Source organism: Sorangium sp. So ce1504 (assembly GCF_051521635.1).
GTDB classification, from domain to species: Bacteria; Myxococcota_A; Polyangia; order Polyangiales; family Polyangiaceae; genus Sorangium; species Sorangium cellulosum_B.
The window spans coordinates 7598681-7614531 of record NZ_CP150365.1 but is presented as its reverse complement, the minus strand read 5'-3'; the positions used below and the strand labels follow the sequence as shown (position 1 = coordinate 7614531).

Here is a 15851-nt window from a genome sequence, read left to right as displayed (position 1 = left end):
TCAGGATGCCTCTCGCCCGCGCAGGCGCGGCGTGGCGACTCCGGCCTTTCACCGCGCGCCTGGGCCTTCTCCCGCCGCCCCGCTCCGCCCCGCGGCCCGGCCGAGGCGCTCGGCCAGGCGGCGGAGCTGCTCGATGAGCTCCTCGGGCTCGTGCACCTCGAACTCGAACCCCATGAACCCGAGGTGGAACGCGAGCGCATCGAGGCTCCCGCCGCCGGTGTGGACCACGCAGCGGTCCGGCGAAAGCGCCTCGATGCGCCCCGCCACGCCCGAGAGCCGCTCCGAGACGGCCTGCGCGGGGGCGTGCACGGTCACGCGCGCGCGGATCGGGTAGGCGTCCGTGGAGACCGACCTCGACACGTAGGCGGCCACGTCCTCCGCGGGCAGCGGGCGCGGCTTGAAGCGGCCCGCGGCCTTCGGCCTGCCCTGGATGCGATCGACGCGGAACGTCCGCCAGGCGTCTCGCTGGAGATCGTACGCGAGAAGGTACCAGCGGCGGCTCGTGTGCACGAGCCGGTACGGCTCGACCGCGCGCGTGCTCGCGGCGCCGCTGTGGCTGCTGTAGTCGAAGCGCAGGACCTCGGCGTCGCGGCACGCGTTCGCCATGGCGGCGAGCGCGTCCGCGTCGACGGTGGGGCCGCTGTCGCCCAGCCGCACGCTCACGGCGCCCAGCGCGGTCACCTTGCGCCGGAGCCGCTTGGGGAGCACCTGCTCGAGCTTCCCGAGCGCGCGGACCGACGCCTCCTCCAGCCCCCTTACGGGTCCGGTCGCCGCCGCGCGCAGCCCCACGGCGACGGCGACGGCCTCGTCGTCCTCGAGCGGCAGCGGCGGCAGCTCCTTCCCGGCGCCGAGCTGGTATCCGCCGCCGATGCCGGTGGCCGCGTGGACGGGGTACCCGAGGCTCCGGAGCCTGTCCACGTCGCGCCGGACGCTGCGCTCGGTGATCGCGAGCTCGCGGGCCAGCTCGCCGCCCGTCCAGAAGCGCCGGGATTGCAGCAGCGACAAGAGCTTCAGCAGCCGCGCGGACGTCTGGACCATGTGTCGCCTGTCTCCTTGCGGACCGAATCTGTCCGCAATCCAGTCTAGCTTCCTCTCATCCCGCGGGCGAGGCGTCCGAAGGCGCGTCTCGACGAGCCCTACGGCCCCCGCCCCCCATCCCTGGAGCCACCGCCCATGAGCAACGCCGCTTCCGAGCACACAACGACCACCGCCGGCATCCGGACCTACAAGGGCAGCTGCGTTTGCCGCGCCGTCCGCTTCGAGGCCGACTTCGACCCGAGCGCCGGGACGACGCAGTGCAACTGCACGATCTGCACGAAGACGAGGTGGTGGGGCACCATCGTGAAGCCGAGCGCCTTCCGCCTGCTCGCCGGCGAGGAGGTCCTCGGCGACTATTCGCGGTTCGAGGCCGGCCATGCCCGGTTCTGCAAGACCTGCGGTATCCGCGTCTTCGGGCACGGAAACATCCCGGAGCTCGGCGGGGAGTTCTGCTCCGTGAACCTGAACTGCCTCGACGACGCAGACCTCACGGGCGTCCCGGTGGTGTACCTCGACGGGCGCCACGACACCTGGGCACAGATCGGCGCCACGACGTACGTGAATCCGTTCTCCGCCGCAAAGGTGGCTTGAGCCGGGGCGCGCCGCGGCTCGGCCTCGCCGCTGCGATGGCGACGGCGCTCTCGGCGTGAGCGGCTCTCAGCGCCCCCCGGCGTCGTCGGGGAGCCCGTCGAGCAGCGGGACGAGCACCCTGGCGTCGATCGGCTTGACGAGGTGCAGCCGGAAGCCCGCTGCGTCGCTGCTGCGCTTGTCGCTGTCCTGGCCGTAACCGCTGAGGGCGATCAGGATCGGCGGGGCGTCCTGGAGGCGCGTGTGGAGCTCGCGCCCGAGCGTGTAGCCGTCCATCACGGGCAAGCCGATGTCGAGGATGGCGATCTGGGGCCGGAAGGCGTCCACGAGCGACAGCGCGCGTGACGCGTCGTGAGCGATGCGCACCTCGTGGCCGCTCTTGCTCAACATCTCCGCGATCAGCTCGGCGCCGTCTCGGTTGTCGTCCACGACCAGGACGCGCCGGCGCCGCGTCTGCGGCGGCCGCGATTGAGGCGGGCGAGCCTCGGGCGCCGCCGAGGGCGGGGCCGCCGCCGCTGGAAGATGCACCGTGAACTCGCTGCCTCGACCGACGCCGGCGCTCTTCGCGCTCACGACGCCCCCGTGCATCATCGTCAGCGTTCGCACGAGGGACAGCCCGAGGCCGAGCCCGCCCAGGGCTCGGTCCGAGCCACGTTCCCCTTGCACGAACATCTCGAACACGTGGGGCAGCAGGCTCGAATCGATGCCCTCGCCGTCGTCCCGGACGCGCAGCACGACATCGCCGCCCTCGCGGCGGGCGGTCACCTCGATGTGGCCTCCGGGCGGGGTGTAGCGCGCGGCGTTCGTGAGCAGGTTGTTGACCACCTGGGTGAGGCGGACCTCGTCGCCCTCGATCGGGAGGCCCTCGGTCGGCACCGACAAGGTGAGCTTGTGCCTTCGCTGCGCCAGGAGAGGCTCTGTCGCCTCGACCGCCTGCTCCACGACCCTCGCCAGCTCGAGCCACTTCTTCGAGAGCGTGACCTTGCCGCGCGCCACCCGCGCGACGTCGAGCAGGTCGTCGACGAGCCGTATCAGGTGCTGCGCCTGGCGCGCGATCACCTCGCGTTCGCGCGGCGTCGCGACGTTGCCGCGCAGCTCCATCAGCTGGACCGCCGTGAGGATGGGGGCGAGCGGATTGCGGAGCTCGTGGGACAGGAGCGCCAGAAACTCGTCCTTCTGGCGCGCCACCTCGTGGAGCCGAGCCTCTGTCTCCTTGAGCCGCGTCACGTCGACGAGCGCGCTGATGGCGCCGCGCGGCTCGCCGCTCGGCTCGCGCAGCGTCACCGCCCCGCCGTACAGGTGGATCGAGCGCCCGTCCGGGAACTCGAGCACGATCTCGTGGGGCGTCACCTCGTCGCCGCGCGCCGCCCGCTGGAGGGGCAGCTCCCCCGGGGGCAGGTTCACGCCGTCGACCAGCACCTTGAAGCCGCGGTCGTCTCCCGCGTCGTCTCCCGCGCCCAGGGCCGTCCGTGCCAGGTTCTGCCCCGGATCGCTCCCGAGCAGCGCGTGCAAGGCGCGGTTGCCGTGCAGCTCCTGGCAGCCTGGGTCGCGGGCGACGAGCACCGCGGCCGGGACGGCATCCATCAGCACCGCGAGCTCATCTGCGCGCGCTCGCGCGAGCGCTTCGGCCTCCTTTTGATCATGCATGTCGAACACGGCGGCCACCCATCGCGTGACCTTGCCGTCGTCGCCCCGGATCGGCACCACCCGGCCGAGGTGGAAGCGATAGACACCCGCCCGGGTGCGGAGCCGGTATTCCATCTCGCAGGTGCTCGAGGTGGAGAGGGCCTCGGCGAAGCACCGCTGTACGTGCGCCCGATCGTCGGGGTGCACGGCGGCGAGCGCGCCCTTGTCCCGGAGCGACTCCTCGCGGCCGAGGCCGGTGAGCTCGGTCCATCGATCGTTGACCCAATCCAGGCGTCCCTCGGCGTCGCACGTCCAGATGATCTGAGGCAGCGCGTTGGCGAGCTTCCTGTAGTCCCCTTGATCGCCGTCGTCAGAGCTCATAGTCAGATCGCCTCCGACCAGGACAATCTCGTTCGTCCCGGGCGGCTCGATCGGCGCGCGGACGGGAATGGTAACGCCACTTATCATGTGTAGGGCTTACAGACAATCATTGCATCTTCGATGCTCCCCCCGGCGAAGGCGCGGGCGCGCGGGGGCTCGAATGCGTGCGCGCCGGAGGCGTCGGGTATGCGCACCTTGGGCGGATTCGCCGCGCCCGGCGTGCCAGCGGAGGACGGCGGCGGAGCGACGGACGGCGGCGGAGCGACGAGCCACCGCGAGCTCCGCGGGGCGCACGCGATCGCGACGGATCGCCGCCGCCCTTGGTTACGGGGAGGTCGCTTTGACGACGGCGTTGATGATCGCGTCCAGGTCCACCGCGTTCGCCATCGCCTGGTACCCGGCGTCGTTCGGGTGCAGCTTGTCCGCGTCGTAGGCCGGGAGCAGGCGGCTCGGATCGGCCGGATCGCGCAGGGCCTTGTCGAAGTCGATCACCCCGTCGAAGGCGCCGCTCGTGCGGATCCAGGTGTTCAGCTTCTGCCGCTCCTGCTCCCCCTTGGCGGTGCCGTAGTCGCCCTTGTAGGTGCCGTTCGAGCCGGCGAACGGCACCAGGGTGCCGCCGTAGATCTTGAGCCCGGCGGCGCGGGCAGACTGGATGATCTGCTGGATCGCCGGGATCAGATCCGCGGCCTTGGCGGAGCGGTCGCCGATGTCGTTGATGCCTGCGAGCAAGATGATCGCGCGGGCGCCCGGCTGGGTCAGCACGTCGCGCGCGAGGCGGGCAGGGACGGGGTACCCGAACTGGAGCTGGGGACGGACGGTGAGCAGCTCGTTCCCGATGATCCCGGCGTTCGCCACGGCGAGGGTCGGCCCCTTCCGGCTGGCGAGGCGCTGCGCGAGGTAATCGGGGTAGCGATGGTTGTCGTTCTTGGTCGACAGGTATCCATCCGTGATCGAATCGCCGAGCGTGATCAGGGTGCCGACGACGTCCGGCGAGGCCTTGACGTCGACGCCCGACACGGCCATCCAGCACGAGATCTTCCGTGTGAACTGCTTGTCGGCGCCGTTCCCTGTCTGGTTGCCCGAGGCGAGGAAGTTGTCCTGTGCTGCAAAGTAGTGTTGCGTGATCGGCCCGGTCTTGCCCGGAAGGTAGACGTTCACCGCCAGCGCCTGCAGCGGCTGGACCTTCAGCGCCACGGGGTCGCTCACCGCCTCACCGCCCGCGGCGATGACGATCGAGGTCTGACCTCCGAAGCGCAGCGGCAGTGAGCTCCCCGCGACCGTGGCGGCTCCACCGGCCGAGAGCGCGACCGACGCCGAGCCCACCTTGAGCGGCTCGCTGCCGCCGGCGTTGGAGATGCGCACGCGCACCGAGCTCCCGCCGGCGCTCACGCGGACGATGTTCCGGACCGTCTGGTCGGCGAGGCCGACGTCCGAGGGACAATCCTGCGAGTTGAACGTGCCGCCGGGCGTCGGGCTGCTGTGCCATCCAGCGACCCATCGCCCCTCAGGCGCCTTGTCCGCGGCCAGCGCGGGGCGCCCCGGCGCGCTGGTGATCAGCGCGACCACCGCGGCGACGAGGGAGACCCGCGATGAGCGACCGACCTTCGCTAGCAGCTCGAGCGAGGAGCGCCGGGCGTCGCGGCGCGCTGAGCTGACCCCGTGATGTCTCTGTCTATCTGCCATCGGCTCTCTCCCGGTTGTTGGCGTGGAGCGCGGAAGACCCCCTGGCTCGTCGGTCGCAACGCGCTCGCTTCGCCTGGATCCGCTCGGACTGTGTTGTCGGTTTCGCCATGAGCGCGCCCAGAGGGCGGGCTGCCGGCGCGGAGGAAGGAAATGCAAACGCGTCGGAGGCGTCAAGCCGCGGCGGGCGGCGCGCGGCGGTGCAGAGAGGCCGCCGAGGAATGCGCCCCAGCGCATTTGCGTTGAATTTGCCGTGGCGCGGTGCGGTAATCGCCCGAGGGGCCCCCCGGATGCTCGGGGAACGCGGCTCGCGGGATCACCATGGACAGGGACGCGTGACGGGCGGACGAGACAGCGGCGGGGACCTTCCGGCGGGCGAGAGCGTCCCGCCCGCGCCCGTCGAGGCGAGCGGCCCCGAGGGCGCGCCCGGGGCCGAGCTGCGGTCGGTCGCGGCGGGCGGCGCCACGCTCTGGCTCACGCAGGCGCCCGGGTTCTCGCTGTGGCGCGGCGAGGTGGCCGCGCCGGATCGGCTGCGGATCGAGGGGCGCGACGGCTACCTCCACGAGCTCCGGCTCGAGCCGGTCGGCGCGCTGCGGCTCGGCCGCGTGGAGCACGTGGGCGACGAGCGCAACGAGCTCGTCTACCCCGACGTGGCGTCGCGGCTCGCGGCCTCGCTGCGCCACGACGGCGTGCGCTGGTGGCTGCGCCGCCGCGAGGAGTGCAGCGTGCCCGTGCAGGTCGGCGCGCGGCACCTCGCGCGCGGGGAGGAGTCGCCGCTCGTGCACGGCACCTTCGTCTGCGTCGGCGGCATGCGCGCGACGTTCTTCGACCGCCGCTACGCCGCGCTGTCGGTCCCTGCCGGGGCGGTGGACCCGGCGACGGGCCTGCTCGCGCGCGCCGGGCTGGAGCAGGAGTGCGCGTCGCTGCTCGCGCGGAAGGGCCAGGGCGCGCTCGTCCTGCTGCGGCCGATCGAGGCGGGCGCGCCCTCGCGCGCGGCGGCCGCGCTGGTCGCGGTGCACCGGCTGTGGCCGGATCGGCCGGTCGGCGACGCGGACGGCACGGCGGTGGTGCTCGTGCGGGGCGGCGCCGCGGAGGCGGCCGCCGCGGCCCGGCAGGCCCTGGAGGCCGCGGAGGCGGCGGGGCTCGGGGCGTTCGCGTGCGGTTACTTCACGGTCGCCGGCGAGGCGGACGTCGCCGGCCGCGAGGTCGAGCTCGGCCTGCACGCGATCGCGTCGCTCGCGGCGGAGCGCGAGCGGGGCGCGTCGCTCGCGGCGGAGCGCGAGCGCGGCGCGGCGGGCGTGGACGGCGCGTCCGCCCCCGTGGTGGAGCTCCGCGACGGCGCGGCCAGCGCGCGTTTCGCCGCGCCGTTCGAGGTGATCGAGGCGTCGCGGAGCGGGCGCCGGGCGACGGTCCTGTTCGGCATCGAGGAGCAGAGCGCGCTCGGCGGCGTCGGGCCGCACGTCATCGGGGCGCTCGCGCAGGAGCTCGCGGCGGTCGTCGCGACCCACGCGGGCGCCGCCGCGCTGATCGCGCCGCTCGCGCCCGGCGTGGTCGCCGCGTGTGTGCCCCGCAAGGCGGATCCGGCGGTGATGGCGAGCGCGGTGCAGTGCGACTGGCACGGCCGGCCGCCCATCCTGGACGGGAGGGTCGAGCACGCGCGGACCCTGTCGTGGGAGCTCCTGCACGACGCCGACGCGGGCGCGCGGGCGGCGGAGATCTCGCGCGAGTGCGGCGATCCGCACGGGGTGCTCTCGGCGCTGAGCGGCGGCCTGCCCTATCCCATCGCGGGGCGGGTGCGGGCGGCGATCGGGGCGTCGAGCGCGATCGAGCGGGTGAAGATGCTGTTCGACGTGCTCGAGGGCACGTGGCGCTTCATCGCGACGGTGCTCGTCTCGGCCTTCTTCAGCGGCGGCAGCGCGCCCCCGACCTCGGCGCGCAGCGGCGTCGCGAGCGGGCCGGGCGCGGGCGGGGGGAGCGCGGGCGCGAGCGGTCCGGGCGCGGGCGGGGCGCCTCCCGGGTGGGGCGCGTTGCTCGACTTCCACGGCCGCACGCGCACGCGCGACGGCCTGGCGCTCGGCGCGTGGCGCGAGCTCGCGCGCACGGCCGCGCGGGCGTTCGGCGATCGCGACGATCCGATCGGCTCGATGGCGAGGGAGGTGCTCGACGTCAAGCTGTCGCACAACCAGACGTTCGAGACGCTCTCGAACCTGATGCAGGCCGAGCGCAACCAGTTCGCGCACGGCCACTACACCGAGGCGCGGGCGGCCGCGGATCTGCCCGACTTCGAGCAGATGACGCGCGCGCTCCTGCGGGCGCAGCGGCCGCTCTGCGCGTGGACGCTGGTGACGGTCGAGAAGACGGAGCCGGACCTCTACGGCGATCTCCAGACGGTGGAGTTCATCGATCACACGGGCCCGTACGCGTCCGGGACGCGGCGGCGCATCGGGCTGAACTCCCCTGTTCGCCTGTCGAACGTGGTCTATCTGGCCCGCTTCCGCGAGGGGCTGATGCTGCCGCTCGAGCCGATGGTGCGGCGGCTCGCGCCGGACGACCGGCTCGATCTCTACTGGATGGATCACCTGCCGCGGCCAGGGACGTGCCATATGAGCGCGGTCGTCGCGGGCCGGGCGGTGAAGGCGCCCTGCGATCCGCGGCGCACGCCGCCGCTCCTGCGGGCGATGCTGGAAGTCGCGGGCGGCTGAGGGGTTGAGCGCAGCGCGGTCGCGCAAGCGGGCTTGCTGTCTGCCGTCTCGTCTCCCGTGTGCGTGCTCGCCTCCCCGTCCACCTGCCAGCCGAGGGCGGGTGCAGCGCTAGGCGCGACGAGGAACCCTACTGAAGTAGGGCGACGAGGAACGACGCGATGCGCCCGTCCTCGGCTGCCTGGCGACGGGAGGTTTTAGAGAGGCGCCTCTTACTTCCGCGAGGCTTCGCCCAGCACCACGAAGCCCGGATCCGTACGAATCAAGCGAGCCGCGTTCCCCTGGCGTTCCAGGACGAAATCGTACGATTCTCTCGTCCCATCATCGATGGTGCAGACGGCGCTGCCGGTGCCGTCGTCTTCGACTTCATACGTACACGTGAACGTCTGTCGATCAATGCCCTCTTCGGAGCTGACCGTTCGCCTCCCCAAGGTGATGTTCCCAGTGCCGTCGGCGACGAAGAATCCCACGGACGCTACCGGAGTACCGCCCGCCTCTCCCTGGAGGGAGAACACATAGCGTCCTCGGACATCGGCCTCCGTGAACCCGAACCCCGGATGATCTCTGCCGCGGCCGGCGCTCGCCGTTGACGCGAAGACGAGAGCCCCCGCGACGAGAAGGATGCTCGTGATCGCCAGACGATGAGGTCCCGTCCTCTTCCATGAGTGTTGCTCCACGTTGTTCCTCCTTGTCCGTCCCACCTATTCGCGAACTTCGGAGCGCGCCGCCGTCCTGAGACGCGCATGGTAGCCAAGATTATCCTCGATGCAAGCCAATCCCCGTGCTGACTCTCCCCCTTCCGAGCGGCGGGTGGAGGGCCGATACAGCTCCTCGCACGGTCCGCAGTTCGTCCCTCTCCGTGCAGGTCACTTCGGTTCTCGCCGCATCCCGGGCGACGTCTATCGCGTCCTCCGCGAGAGGTGTGATGAAGCCGTGCGGAGCTTGAGGCCGCGCGCACTCCGGCGGCCTTCCGTCGCAGCACCATCGTCCAGCGGGCCGGCGTGCAAGGCGGATCGGGCGCGGCCCTCACGCGCGCGACGGTATGCATACTCGTCGTCTCATGACGGTGCCCGCAGATTTCATTGCCGCGAACATCAATTGTCTGTAGGCACGTGGTCGGCGATGCGGATTCGATCGTTCAAGCTGAGGTTCGCGGACGTGCATGTGCGCGTCGTGCCAGCGACGGACGCCGCGGGGTGCCCGTTCGCGGGGCCGGGCGTCGATCTGCGCGGTGCTTCTGCGGAGGAGGCGTTTCGCCTGGCTGCCCCGCTGCTGGCGAAGCTCGACGAACTCGAGCCCGGGATCTCGGTGCGCTCGATCGCTGTCGATCTGGAGAAGCCGTGGCTCACTGCGACGCTGCACGCGCAGGGCAGGCCGCGCGTGGTGCGCATCGACGCGGGGCCGACACTCCCGTGGCTCCTCCGCGAGATCGAGGCGGTGGTCGGCTATCTGAGCGATGCTGCGACGCGAGCGCTCGCGGCACGCGAAGGGTGAGGGACGCCTCTGCCCACCCACCACCGCACCGCAGACCACGGATCTCGGAATGCCGACAGCACCGCGCTGTGCTCGGGTGGGCACGATTCTCTCGATCCGCTCCGGAGCTCGACGGCGCCCCGAGGTGCGTTCCGTCGCCCGCCAGCCGCTGCCTCGGCCTGTCGATGCCGCAGCAGCGGCGGTCGTGGTATTCTCCGAGGCAGGCCATGTCAGCCGTAGAATCCGCGGCCCGCCCGCCCGCTGAAGCTCGTCCGATCGCCGCGCCCCGCCAGCGGATGGGGGCCCATGTCTACAGCCGCCCGCCCGAGCCGGTGTACTTCCCCGAGGCCGAAGAAGTGCCCGAGACGAACCGCCACCTGGAGCTCCGCACCGCGCTGTACCTGATCCTCAAGCGCGAGCTCGCGCACACGGCGACCCTCGGCTCCGACCAGTTCGTCTACTGGGACCCGAGGACCTCGAAGAAGCGCCTCGCCCCCGACGCGTTCGTCCGGCTGGGTATGCCTCATCGGACCTTCCGCACCTGGAAGATCTGGCTGCACGGGGCGCCCGACCTCGGGGTCGAGATCGTGAGCGACTCGGACGAGGGCGAGCCCGACTGGGACGAGAAGCTCGAGCGCTACCGCGCCGCGGGCATCCCGGAGGTCGTGCGCTTCGATCCCGAGGATCGAGAGCGACCGATCCGCGTCTGGGACGCCCTGGAGGGCGATCTCGTGGAGCGGGCGTCCGGCGACCCCGATCTGCGCGCTTGCGAGACGCTGGGCCTCTGGTGGACCGTCGTGCAAGACCAGTCGCTCGGCCCGATGCTCCGGCTGGCGCGCGACCGCGAAGGCCACGATCTGCTGCCGACGCCGGACGAGGCCGAGAGCAAGGCGCGCGAGGCCGAGAGCAAGGCGCGCGAGGCCGAGAGCAAGGCGCGCGAAGCGAACGACAAGCTGCAGGCCGAGGTGCAGGCGCTGCGGGCAGAGCTGGCGCAAGCCCGAGGGAAGCGGAAGACGCGGCGACGCTCCCCGGGATGAGGCGCCCGCTCGGCCGGAAGGCGTCCAGGACCATCTCGGAAGCTAGGTGGACTTCGCCGGAAGCGCCGGACCACGTTCCAGCTCGCCGTCCGCACTGCGCCGGAGGTGGCCGTCTGGCTCGGCTTCCGCGACCGGTGAGCCCTGCGGTCACTGGAGGTTCGGAGGCGTCCACGTCATCCACCGGCTCAGGTCGGCCTTCGCCCCGTCGCTCTCGAGCAGGTTGGTGTCGTCGGTGCCTCCCCCGACGAGGAACTTCTTCACGTACGCCTCGAGGATCGCCCTCTGCTGCGCGGGGAACTGGCAGTGCTCATGGCCGCCGAGCTGTGAGTAAGCCATCCTGTCGGGCACGCCTAGCCCCTCCCAGATCGCGTGGGCGATGGCCCCGGCCGTGAAGGTGCTGTCGATGCCGAGCCAATCGATTCGATTGTCGACGACGAGCAGCGCGCGCGGAGCGACGAGACCCATGACCATGTGATGATCGAACGGGAGCGTCGTCACCTTGTTGCCGAAGTTCGCGCCGAAGCTCTCACGGAACCATGGCTGCTCACCGGCCGCATGGGAGAGGGTCTGCACGTTCTCCCCGGCGTCCTTCGCCGCCTGTGAGACGCGCCAGCTCGCCGAGCCGCCGGCGCCCGACTCCTGCGGGATCGTCAGCACGATGCGCTCGTCGAACGCTCCTGCCGTGAGGGCCCCCTTTCCATCCCGCGAACAACCCGTCACGGCGATGCGCTTCGGATCGATGTTGGCCGCGGGGGTCTTCTCCAGCGCGTCGATGATCCGGCTGATGCCCCAGGCCCACGCGATCATCGAGCTGGCCGGGTGGTCCTTGCCGTAGAGGTCATAGAAGATCCCCGTCCCACGCGTGCCGCCGCCGCCCTGCGCGCCCATGTCGTTGTTGTTGAAGAGGGCCGTCGCGACGCCGTTCTGGCTGAACACGCCCGCGTCCAGGGTCACGCTGCCAAAGCCATAGAGACTGATGAGGAGCGGAATCGGAGCGGAGGGCGCCCCGGCAGGCCGGTTGATGTCGATGGAGAAGGAGACGCTCTTCGAGCCTTCGTTGACGCCGACCGTCAGCTTGTTCCCCGAGAACTCCCCCGTCACGTCGTCCTTGGACACCGCGGGCTTCGGTCCGGACTCGTACTCCTCGACCTGCGCCTTGATCTCGGCGCGTCGACATGCCCATTCCGACTTCTTCGTGATGCGCGATCCATCCAGCATCGTGAACGGATCTTGATGCGTTTCGTAGACAGGGAGAGACGCCGCGGCAGGCAACGTCGGCGCGGGGCAGCTCACGCCGCTGTCCTCGACGCCGCCTGGGTCGCCCGTACCGGTGGATCCACTCCCACCCCCTCCCGAGACCGACGAGCTACCGGAAGAGCCCGATCCGCCGCTGTTGTCCCCGCCGGTCGACGTCGTGGTGTCGGAGGGATCATCACCGCAGCCGGGGATCGACACGAACAGCAGAGCCAGAAGAATTTTTCTCATTGTCCTCGATGCCCGAAAGTTGGTTTGGTTCGCGACCGCTCGAATTGCTCAGCGGAGCAGCGCCGAGAGCGTGTCCGGCCGCTCCTGCGCAGGCGTGGTCCGGTTCGCGCGAAGAGCGCATTGGGTCGCGTGGCGCTGTCCGCTGTATGTCGATGTCCATGTGAGCGCTCACAATATCATGCCACTCTCATGCAATAATTGCTGTATCACAAGAGAAGTCGAAATTCTACTCACGCGCCTCGCCCCGGCGCCTTGCAAACCAGCGGATTTGCCGGGCGAAAGCAAACTTGCGCCAAGACGAAAATACGAGAAAACTCGTGATCTGCGACCCGCGACAAGGCATCCTGATGTCTGGGCGATGCTCGATGTGAGAGCCCCCTCGGATGAGGTGAGTTCTATGAACACGTGGGCGAGACGGTTCATCGTTCCTGTGCTGCTCACGGCGAGTTATGCAGCCATGGGCGGTTGCACCGCGATGATAGGCGGCGACGACCCGGAGGCGAGCAGCGGCTCTGGCGACGGGCCTGGGAGCGGCTCTGGCGACGGGCCTGGGAGCGGCTCTGGCAACGGGTCTGGCAGCGGAGACGGCGCCGGAGGGGACGGCTCGGCGGGGGGCGGCCCCGGCGTCGAGCCGACGGTGTGCGTGCCGGGCGTCCCGCGAACGTCGGCGCTGCCGCGTCTGACGAGGGCGCAATACGACAACACGATTCGCGATCTGGTCGGCATCGACAACCAGCCGTCGTCGATGCTCGCGCCGGACGGGGTCGGGAGCGTCGATCAGCGCGCGTGGGACGGGTACAAGACCGCCGCAGCGACGGTCGCGGCGGCGGTGATGGCAGAGCCCAGGGCGCGCGCCAAGACCATCCCGTGCACGCCGGCAGGCGACGGCACCGCGTGCGCGAACCAGCTCATCGATACGCTGGGGCGGCGCGCCTTCCGGCGGCCGCTCACCGAGGAGGAGAGGGGGCTCTTCCAGGCCCTCTACACCCGCCGCCAGGCGCTCACGCCGACCGGCTCGTTCGAGGACGGCGCCCAGCTGATCATCGAAGGGTTCTTGCTCTCGCCCTCCTTCCTGATGCGCGCCGAGATCAACGAGAAACCCGAGGGCGAGTACTTCGTGCTGAACAGCCACGAGGTGGCGTCGCGCCTCTCGTACCTGATCTGGGGAACCATGCCGGACGAGGAGCTGTTCGCCGCGGCAGACGAAGACGCGCTGCAGACGCCGGAGCAGATCCTCGCGCAGGCGCAGCGAATGCTCGCGGATCCCAAGAGCCGCGGGATGGTCAAGGCCTTCCACGAGCTCTACCTTCACATGGGCCCCGGCACGCGCTGGTCGGACATCCAGCGTGATCCGGCCGCTTTCCCGGACTTCAATGCGTCGATGATCCCGCTCCTGTCGGAGGAGACCGATCGCTTCATCGAGCACGTGGTCTTCGATCAGGCCGGGACGTTCCAGGATCTGGTCACCACGCCGGTGGGCTTCGTCAACGCCTCCCTGGCGCCGCTCTATGACCTGGATCCTGCGGAGTTCAACGGCGCGGAGCTCGTGCCGGTCGAGCTCGACCCGACGCAGCGCTCTGGCCTCTTCACCCGCCTGGGCTTCCTGGTGTCGCACTCGGGGTACGACCGGACGTCGCCCATCCTGCGCGGCGCGTTCTTGCAGAAGGAGGTCCTCTGCGCGGACATCCCGCCGCCGCCCCCGATGGTGGAGGGCACGCCGCTGCCCACGGACGCGAGCCTCACGACCAACCGTGCTCGGGTCGACGCGCAGACGGCGGGAGACTCCTGCGCGTTCTGCCATCACACGTACATCAACCCGGCGGGCTTCGCGCTCGAGGCGTACGACGCCGTGGGCGCCTTCCAGCAGACCGAATCGTTCTCGGGCGTGCCCATCGACACACGGGTGGACGTCGGCGTGGGCGAGGACCTCGTGGCGGTCGATGGCCCGGTGGCGCTCTCCGAGGCCATCGCGAGCTCCCCGGCAGCGCACAAGTGCTACGTGCGAAAGTGGGTCTCGTTCGCCTACCAGCGCGAGCTGAACAACGAGGACTCCTGCACCGTGGACGAGCTGACCGCCAAGCTCACCCAGGGCGGCTACACGGTGCTCGACCTCATCGCAGACCTCACACAGAGTCAATCGTTCCGAGTTCGTGCCCTGCAGGCGGAGGTGGAGCCGTGAACCGAAGACTGTTCCTGCGCGGAATTGGTGGCGCGGCGCTCGCCGTCCCCTTCTTGAATTCGCTCGGACGCTCCGCGCGAGCGCAGGAGGCGCCGTCGCCGCGCCGCCTGGTGATCTTCTACACCAACAACGGTTGCCTGACGAACCGGTGGTTCCCGACGGGGATCGAGAACGGGGCCGGGAACGTCACCGCGGCGTCCCTGGAGACGACGCAGGCGGACGGGAAGCCCCGGACCCTCGCCGCGCTCGCGCCCTTCGCGTCGAAGCTGCTCTTCCCGCGTGGGCTCGCGATGCCGCTGAACGGCTTCAACAACAAGGTGGACGGCACGGAATATTTCGATCCCCACGATCAGGGCATGGGCAGCAAGCTGACCTGCGCGCCCCTCGATCCCACCGGGGATCACTGGGCGCTGTCGCACTCGCTCGACCACGAGATCGCGCAGCGCTTCAACCCGGGCACCAACAAGGTCCCGCTCGTGCTCTCCGTCGGCAATGCCTTCACGAACGTCAAGGGCATCGTGTCGTACTCGGCGCCGAAGACGCCGTACGCGCCCGTGACCAACGCGCGCACGGTGTACAGCAGCCTGACCGGGCTCTTCGTGAGCGGCTCCGAGACGGAAGCGGATTATCGCGTGGCTCGCGGCGAGAGCATCATCGATCTGGTCAGCCGCGATCTGAACGCCTACAAGGCCCGCAAGATGAGCGGCGCCGATCGGAAGAAGATCGACGACTGGCTCTCCCTGCTCCGCGAGACCGAGCAGCGGGTCGTCCCCTCTGCTTGCACCGCGGAGTCAGCGACCGCGCTCGGCGTCACGGACGCCGCCCTCACGCAGGCGGGCTACCCGGCTCGCGGCGGCGGCTTCCCCAACAGCGAGACGGTGTACACGCTCGGCAGCGAGATGATGATCCGACTCATCGCTCTCACGATGATGTGCGACAACAACCGCTCCATCGTGCTCCAGTGGCCGGGCTTCGTGACGTTCAAGTGGGACGGCATCGCGCACACCCACGATCATCACGGGCTCTCGCACCGGAACGGGAGCGCCGCTGTCGGCGGCCAGTGCGTGAGCGGCGTCATCGAGCAGATTCACGAGATCGACCGCTGGTACGCGGGGCGGTACGCCAAGCTGGTCAAGACCCTCGACAGCATCGAGGAGGGGGGCGGCACCATGCTCGACAACTCCGCGGTCATGTGGCTGCCCGAGCTCGCCGACGGCAACGCGCACAACAACAACAACCTGCCCATCGTGATCGCCGGCAGCGCGGGCGGTTACCTCAAGCAGGGCGTCTCGGTGAACGTCGCGGGCGGGAAGCTCGAGGCAGGCAACAGCGAAGCCACCTGCTCGAGCGGCACGGAGGGCGAGAACAACAGCGGCAACACAGGCTCGTCGGGCGGAACCGTCCCGCTGAACAAGCTCTACACGACGTTGATCAACGCGCTCGGCGCCGGGACGCCCGACTGGACTCCGGTCGATCGCTTCGGCGTCTCGGATGCGGTCGCGGTTGGCTTCGGTGGCAGCGGCCCGTCGTTCACCACCGACGGCGCAGGCAAGGTCACCGACGGGCCTGGCATCAGCAAGCCGGGGGAGCTCGACGCCATCAAGGCGTGAGGCGACCGAAAGTCGCCGCAGTCCCGGGCCAGCACGTGCACGAGAGCGCCGTCGG

The 15851-nt window shown here is 70.5% G+C and carries 11 protein-coding genes; 6 read left to right on the top strand and 5 right to left on the bottom strand.

The window, feature by feature from the left end; genetic code table 11:
• Positions 1–48: 48 nt before the first annotated feature.
• Positions 49–1038 carry a helix-turn-helix transcriptional regulator gene (locus WMF39_RS28595; protein ID WP_437739652.1) on the bottom strand — a complete coding sequence of 330 codons (990 nt, stop codon included), beginning with the start codon at positions 1036–1038 and terminating at the stop codon, positions 49–51.
• Positions 1039–1173: 135 nt separating this feature from the next.
• On the opposite strand from WMF39_RS28595, the gene WMF39_RS28590 reads away from it, so the two are divergent.
• Positions 1174–1629, top strand: coding sequence for a GFA family protein (locus WMF39_RS28590; protein WP_437739651.1), 456 nt, complete (start codon positions 1174–1176; stop codon positions 1627–1629).
• Between the two features lie 66 nt (positions 1630–1695).
• Here the strand turns inward: WMF39_RS28590 and WMF39_RS28585 are convergent, their stop codons facing one another.
• The gene (locus tag WMF39_RS28585) at positions 1696–3633 is read right to left on the bottom strand and encodes a PAS domain-containing hybrid sensor histidine kinase/response regulator (RefSeq protein ID WP_437739650.1); all 1938 of its coding nucleotides are present in this window, start codon (positions 3631–3633) and stop codon (positions 1696–1698) included.
• A gap of 324 nt (positions 3634–3957) precedes the next feature.
• The gene (locus WMF39_RS28580) at positions 3958–5316 is read right to left on the bottom strand and encodes an SGNH/GDSL hydrolase family protein (RefSeq protein WP_437739649.1); all 1359 of its coding nucleotides are present in this window, start codon (positions 5314–5316) and stop codon (positions 3958–3960) included.
• 332 nt (positions 5317–5648) lie between these two features.
• Here WMF39_RS28580 and WMF39_RS28575 point away from each other — a divergent pair, with 332 nt between their 5' ends.
• On the top strand, positions 5649–8015 hold the full coding sequence (locus WMF39_RS28575; RefSeq protein ID WP_437739648.1) for a hypothetical protein: 2367 nt from the start codon (positions 5649–5651) through the stop codon (positions 8013–8015).
• Positions 8016–8224: 209 nt separating this feature from the next.
• Here WMF39_RS28575 and WMF39_RS28570 read toward each other — a convergent pair whose 3' ends face one another.
• The gene (locus tag WMF39_RS28570) at positions 8225–8689 is read right to left on the bottom strand and encodes a hypothetical protein (RefSeq protein WP_437739647.1); all 465 of its coding nucleotides are present in this window, start codon (positions 8687–8689) and stop codon (positions 8225–8227) included.
• A 445-nt stretch (positions 8690–9134) separates the two neighbouring features.
• On the opposite strand from WMF39_RS28570, the gene WMF39_RS28565 reads away from it, so the two are divergent.
• On the top strand, positions 9135–9506 hold the full coding sequence (locus tag WMF39_RS28565) for a hypothetical protein (RefSeq protein ID WP_437739646.1): 372 nt from the start codon (positions 9135–9137) through the stop codon (positions 9504–9506).
• Positions 9507–9712: 206 nt separating this feature from the next.
• A complete protein-coding gene (locus tag WMF39_RS28560; RefSeq protein WP_437739645.1) occupies positions 9713–10522 on the top strand; it encodes a Uma2 family endonuclease in 810 nt (269 codons plus the stop codon).
• 147 nt (positions 10523–10669) lie between these two features.
• On the opposite strand, the gene WMF39_RS28555 is transcribed toward WMF39_RS28560, so the two are convergent.
• On the bottom strand, positions 10670–12007 hold the full coding sequence (locus WMF39_RS28555) for a glucuronyl esterase domain-containing protein (RefSeq protein ID WP_437739644.1): 1338 nt from the start codon (positions 12005–12007) through the stop codon (positions 10670–10672).
• Between the two features lie 397 nt (positions 12008–12404).
• On the opposite strand from WMF39_RS28555, the gene WMF39_RS28550 reads away from it, so the two are divergent.
• Together WMF39_RS28550 and WMF39_RS28545 are read left to right on the top strand one after the other, a co-directional pair.
• Positions 12405–14186: a DUF1592 domain-containing protein gene (locus WMF39_RS28550; protein WP_437739643.1), complete on the top strand. Its 1782-nt coding sequence runs from the start codon at positions 12405–12407 to the stop codon at positions 14184–14186.
• Positions 14183–15796 carry a DUF1552 domain-containing protein gene (locus WMF39_RS28545; protein ID WP_437739642.1) on the top strand — a complete coding sequence of 538 codons (1614 nt, stop codon included), beginning with the start codon at positions 14183–14185 and terminating at the stop codon, positions 15794–15796. Before WMF39_RS28550 ends, WMF39_RS28545 begins: the two co-directional genes overlap by 4 nt.
• The last annotated feature ends 55 nt before the right edge of the window (positions 15797–15851 follow it).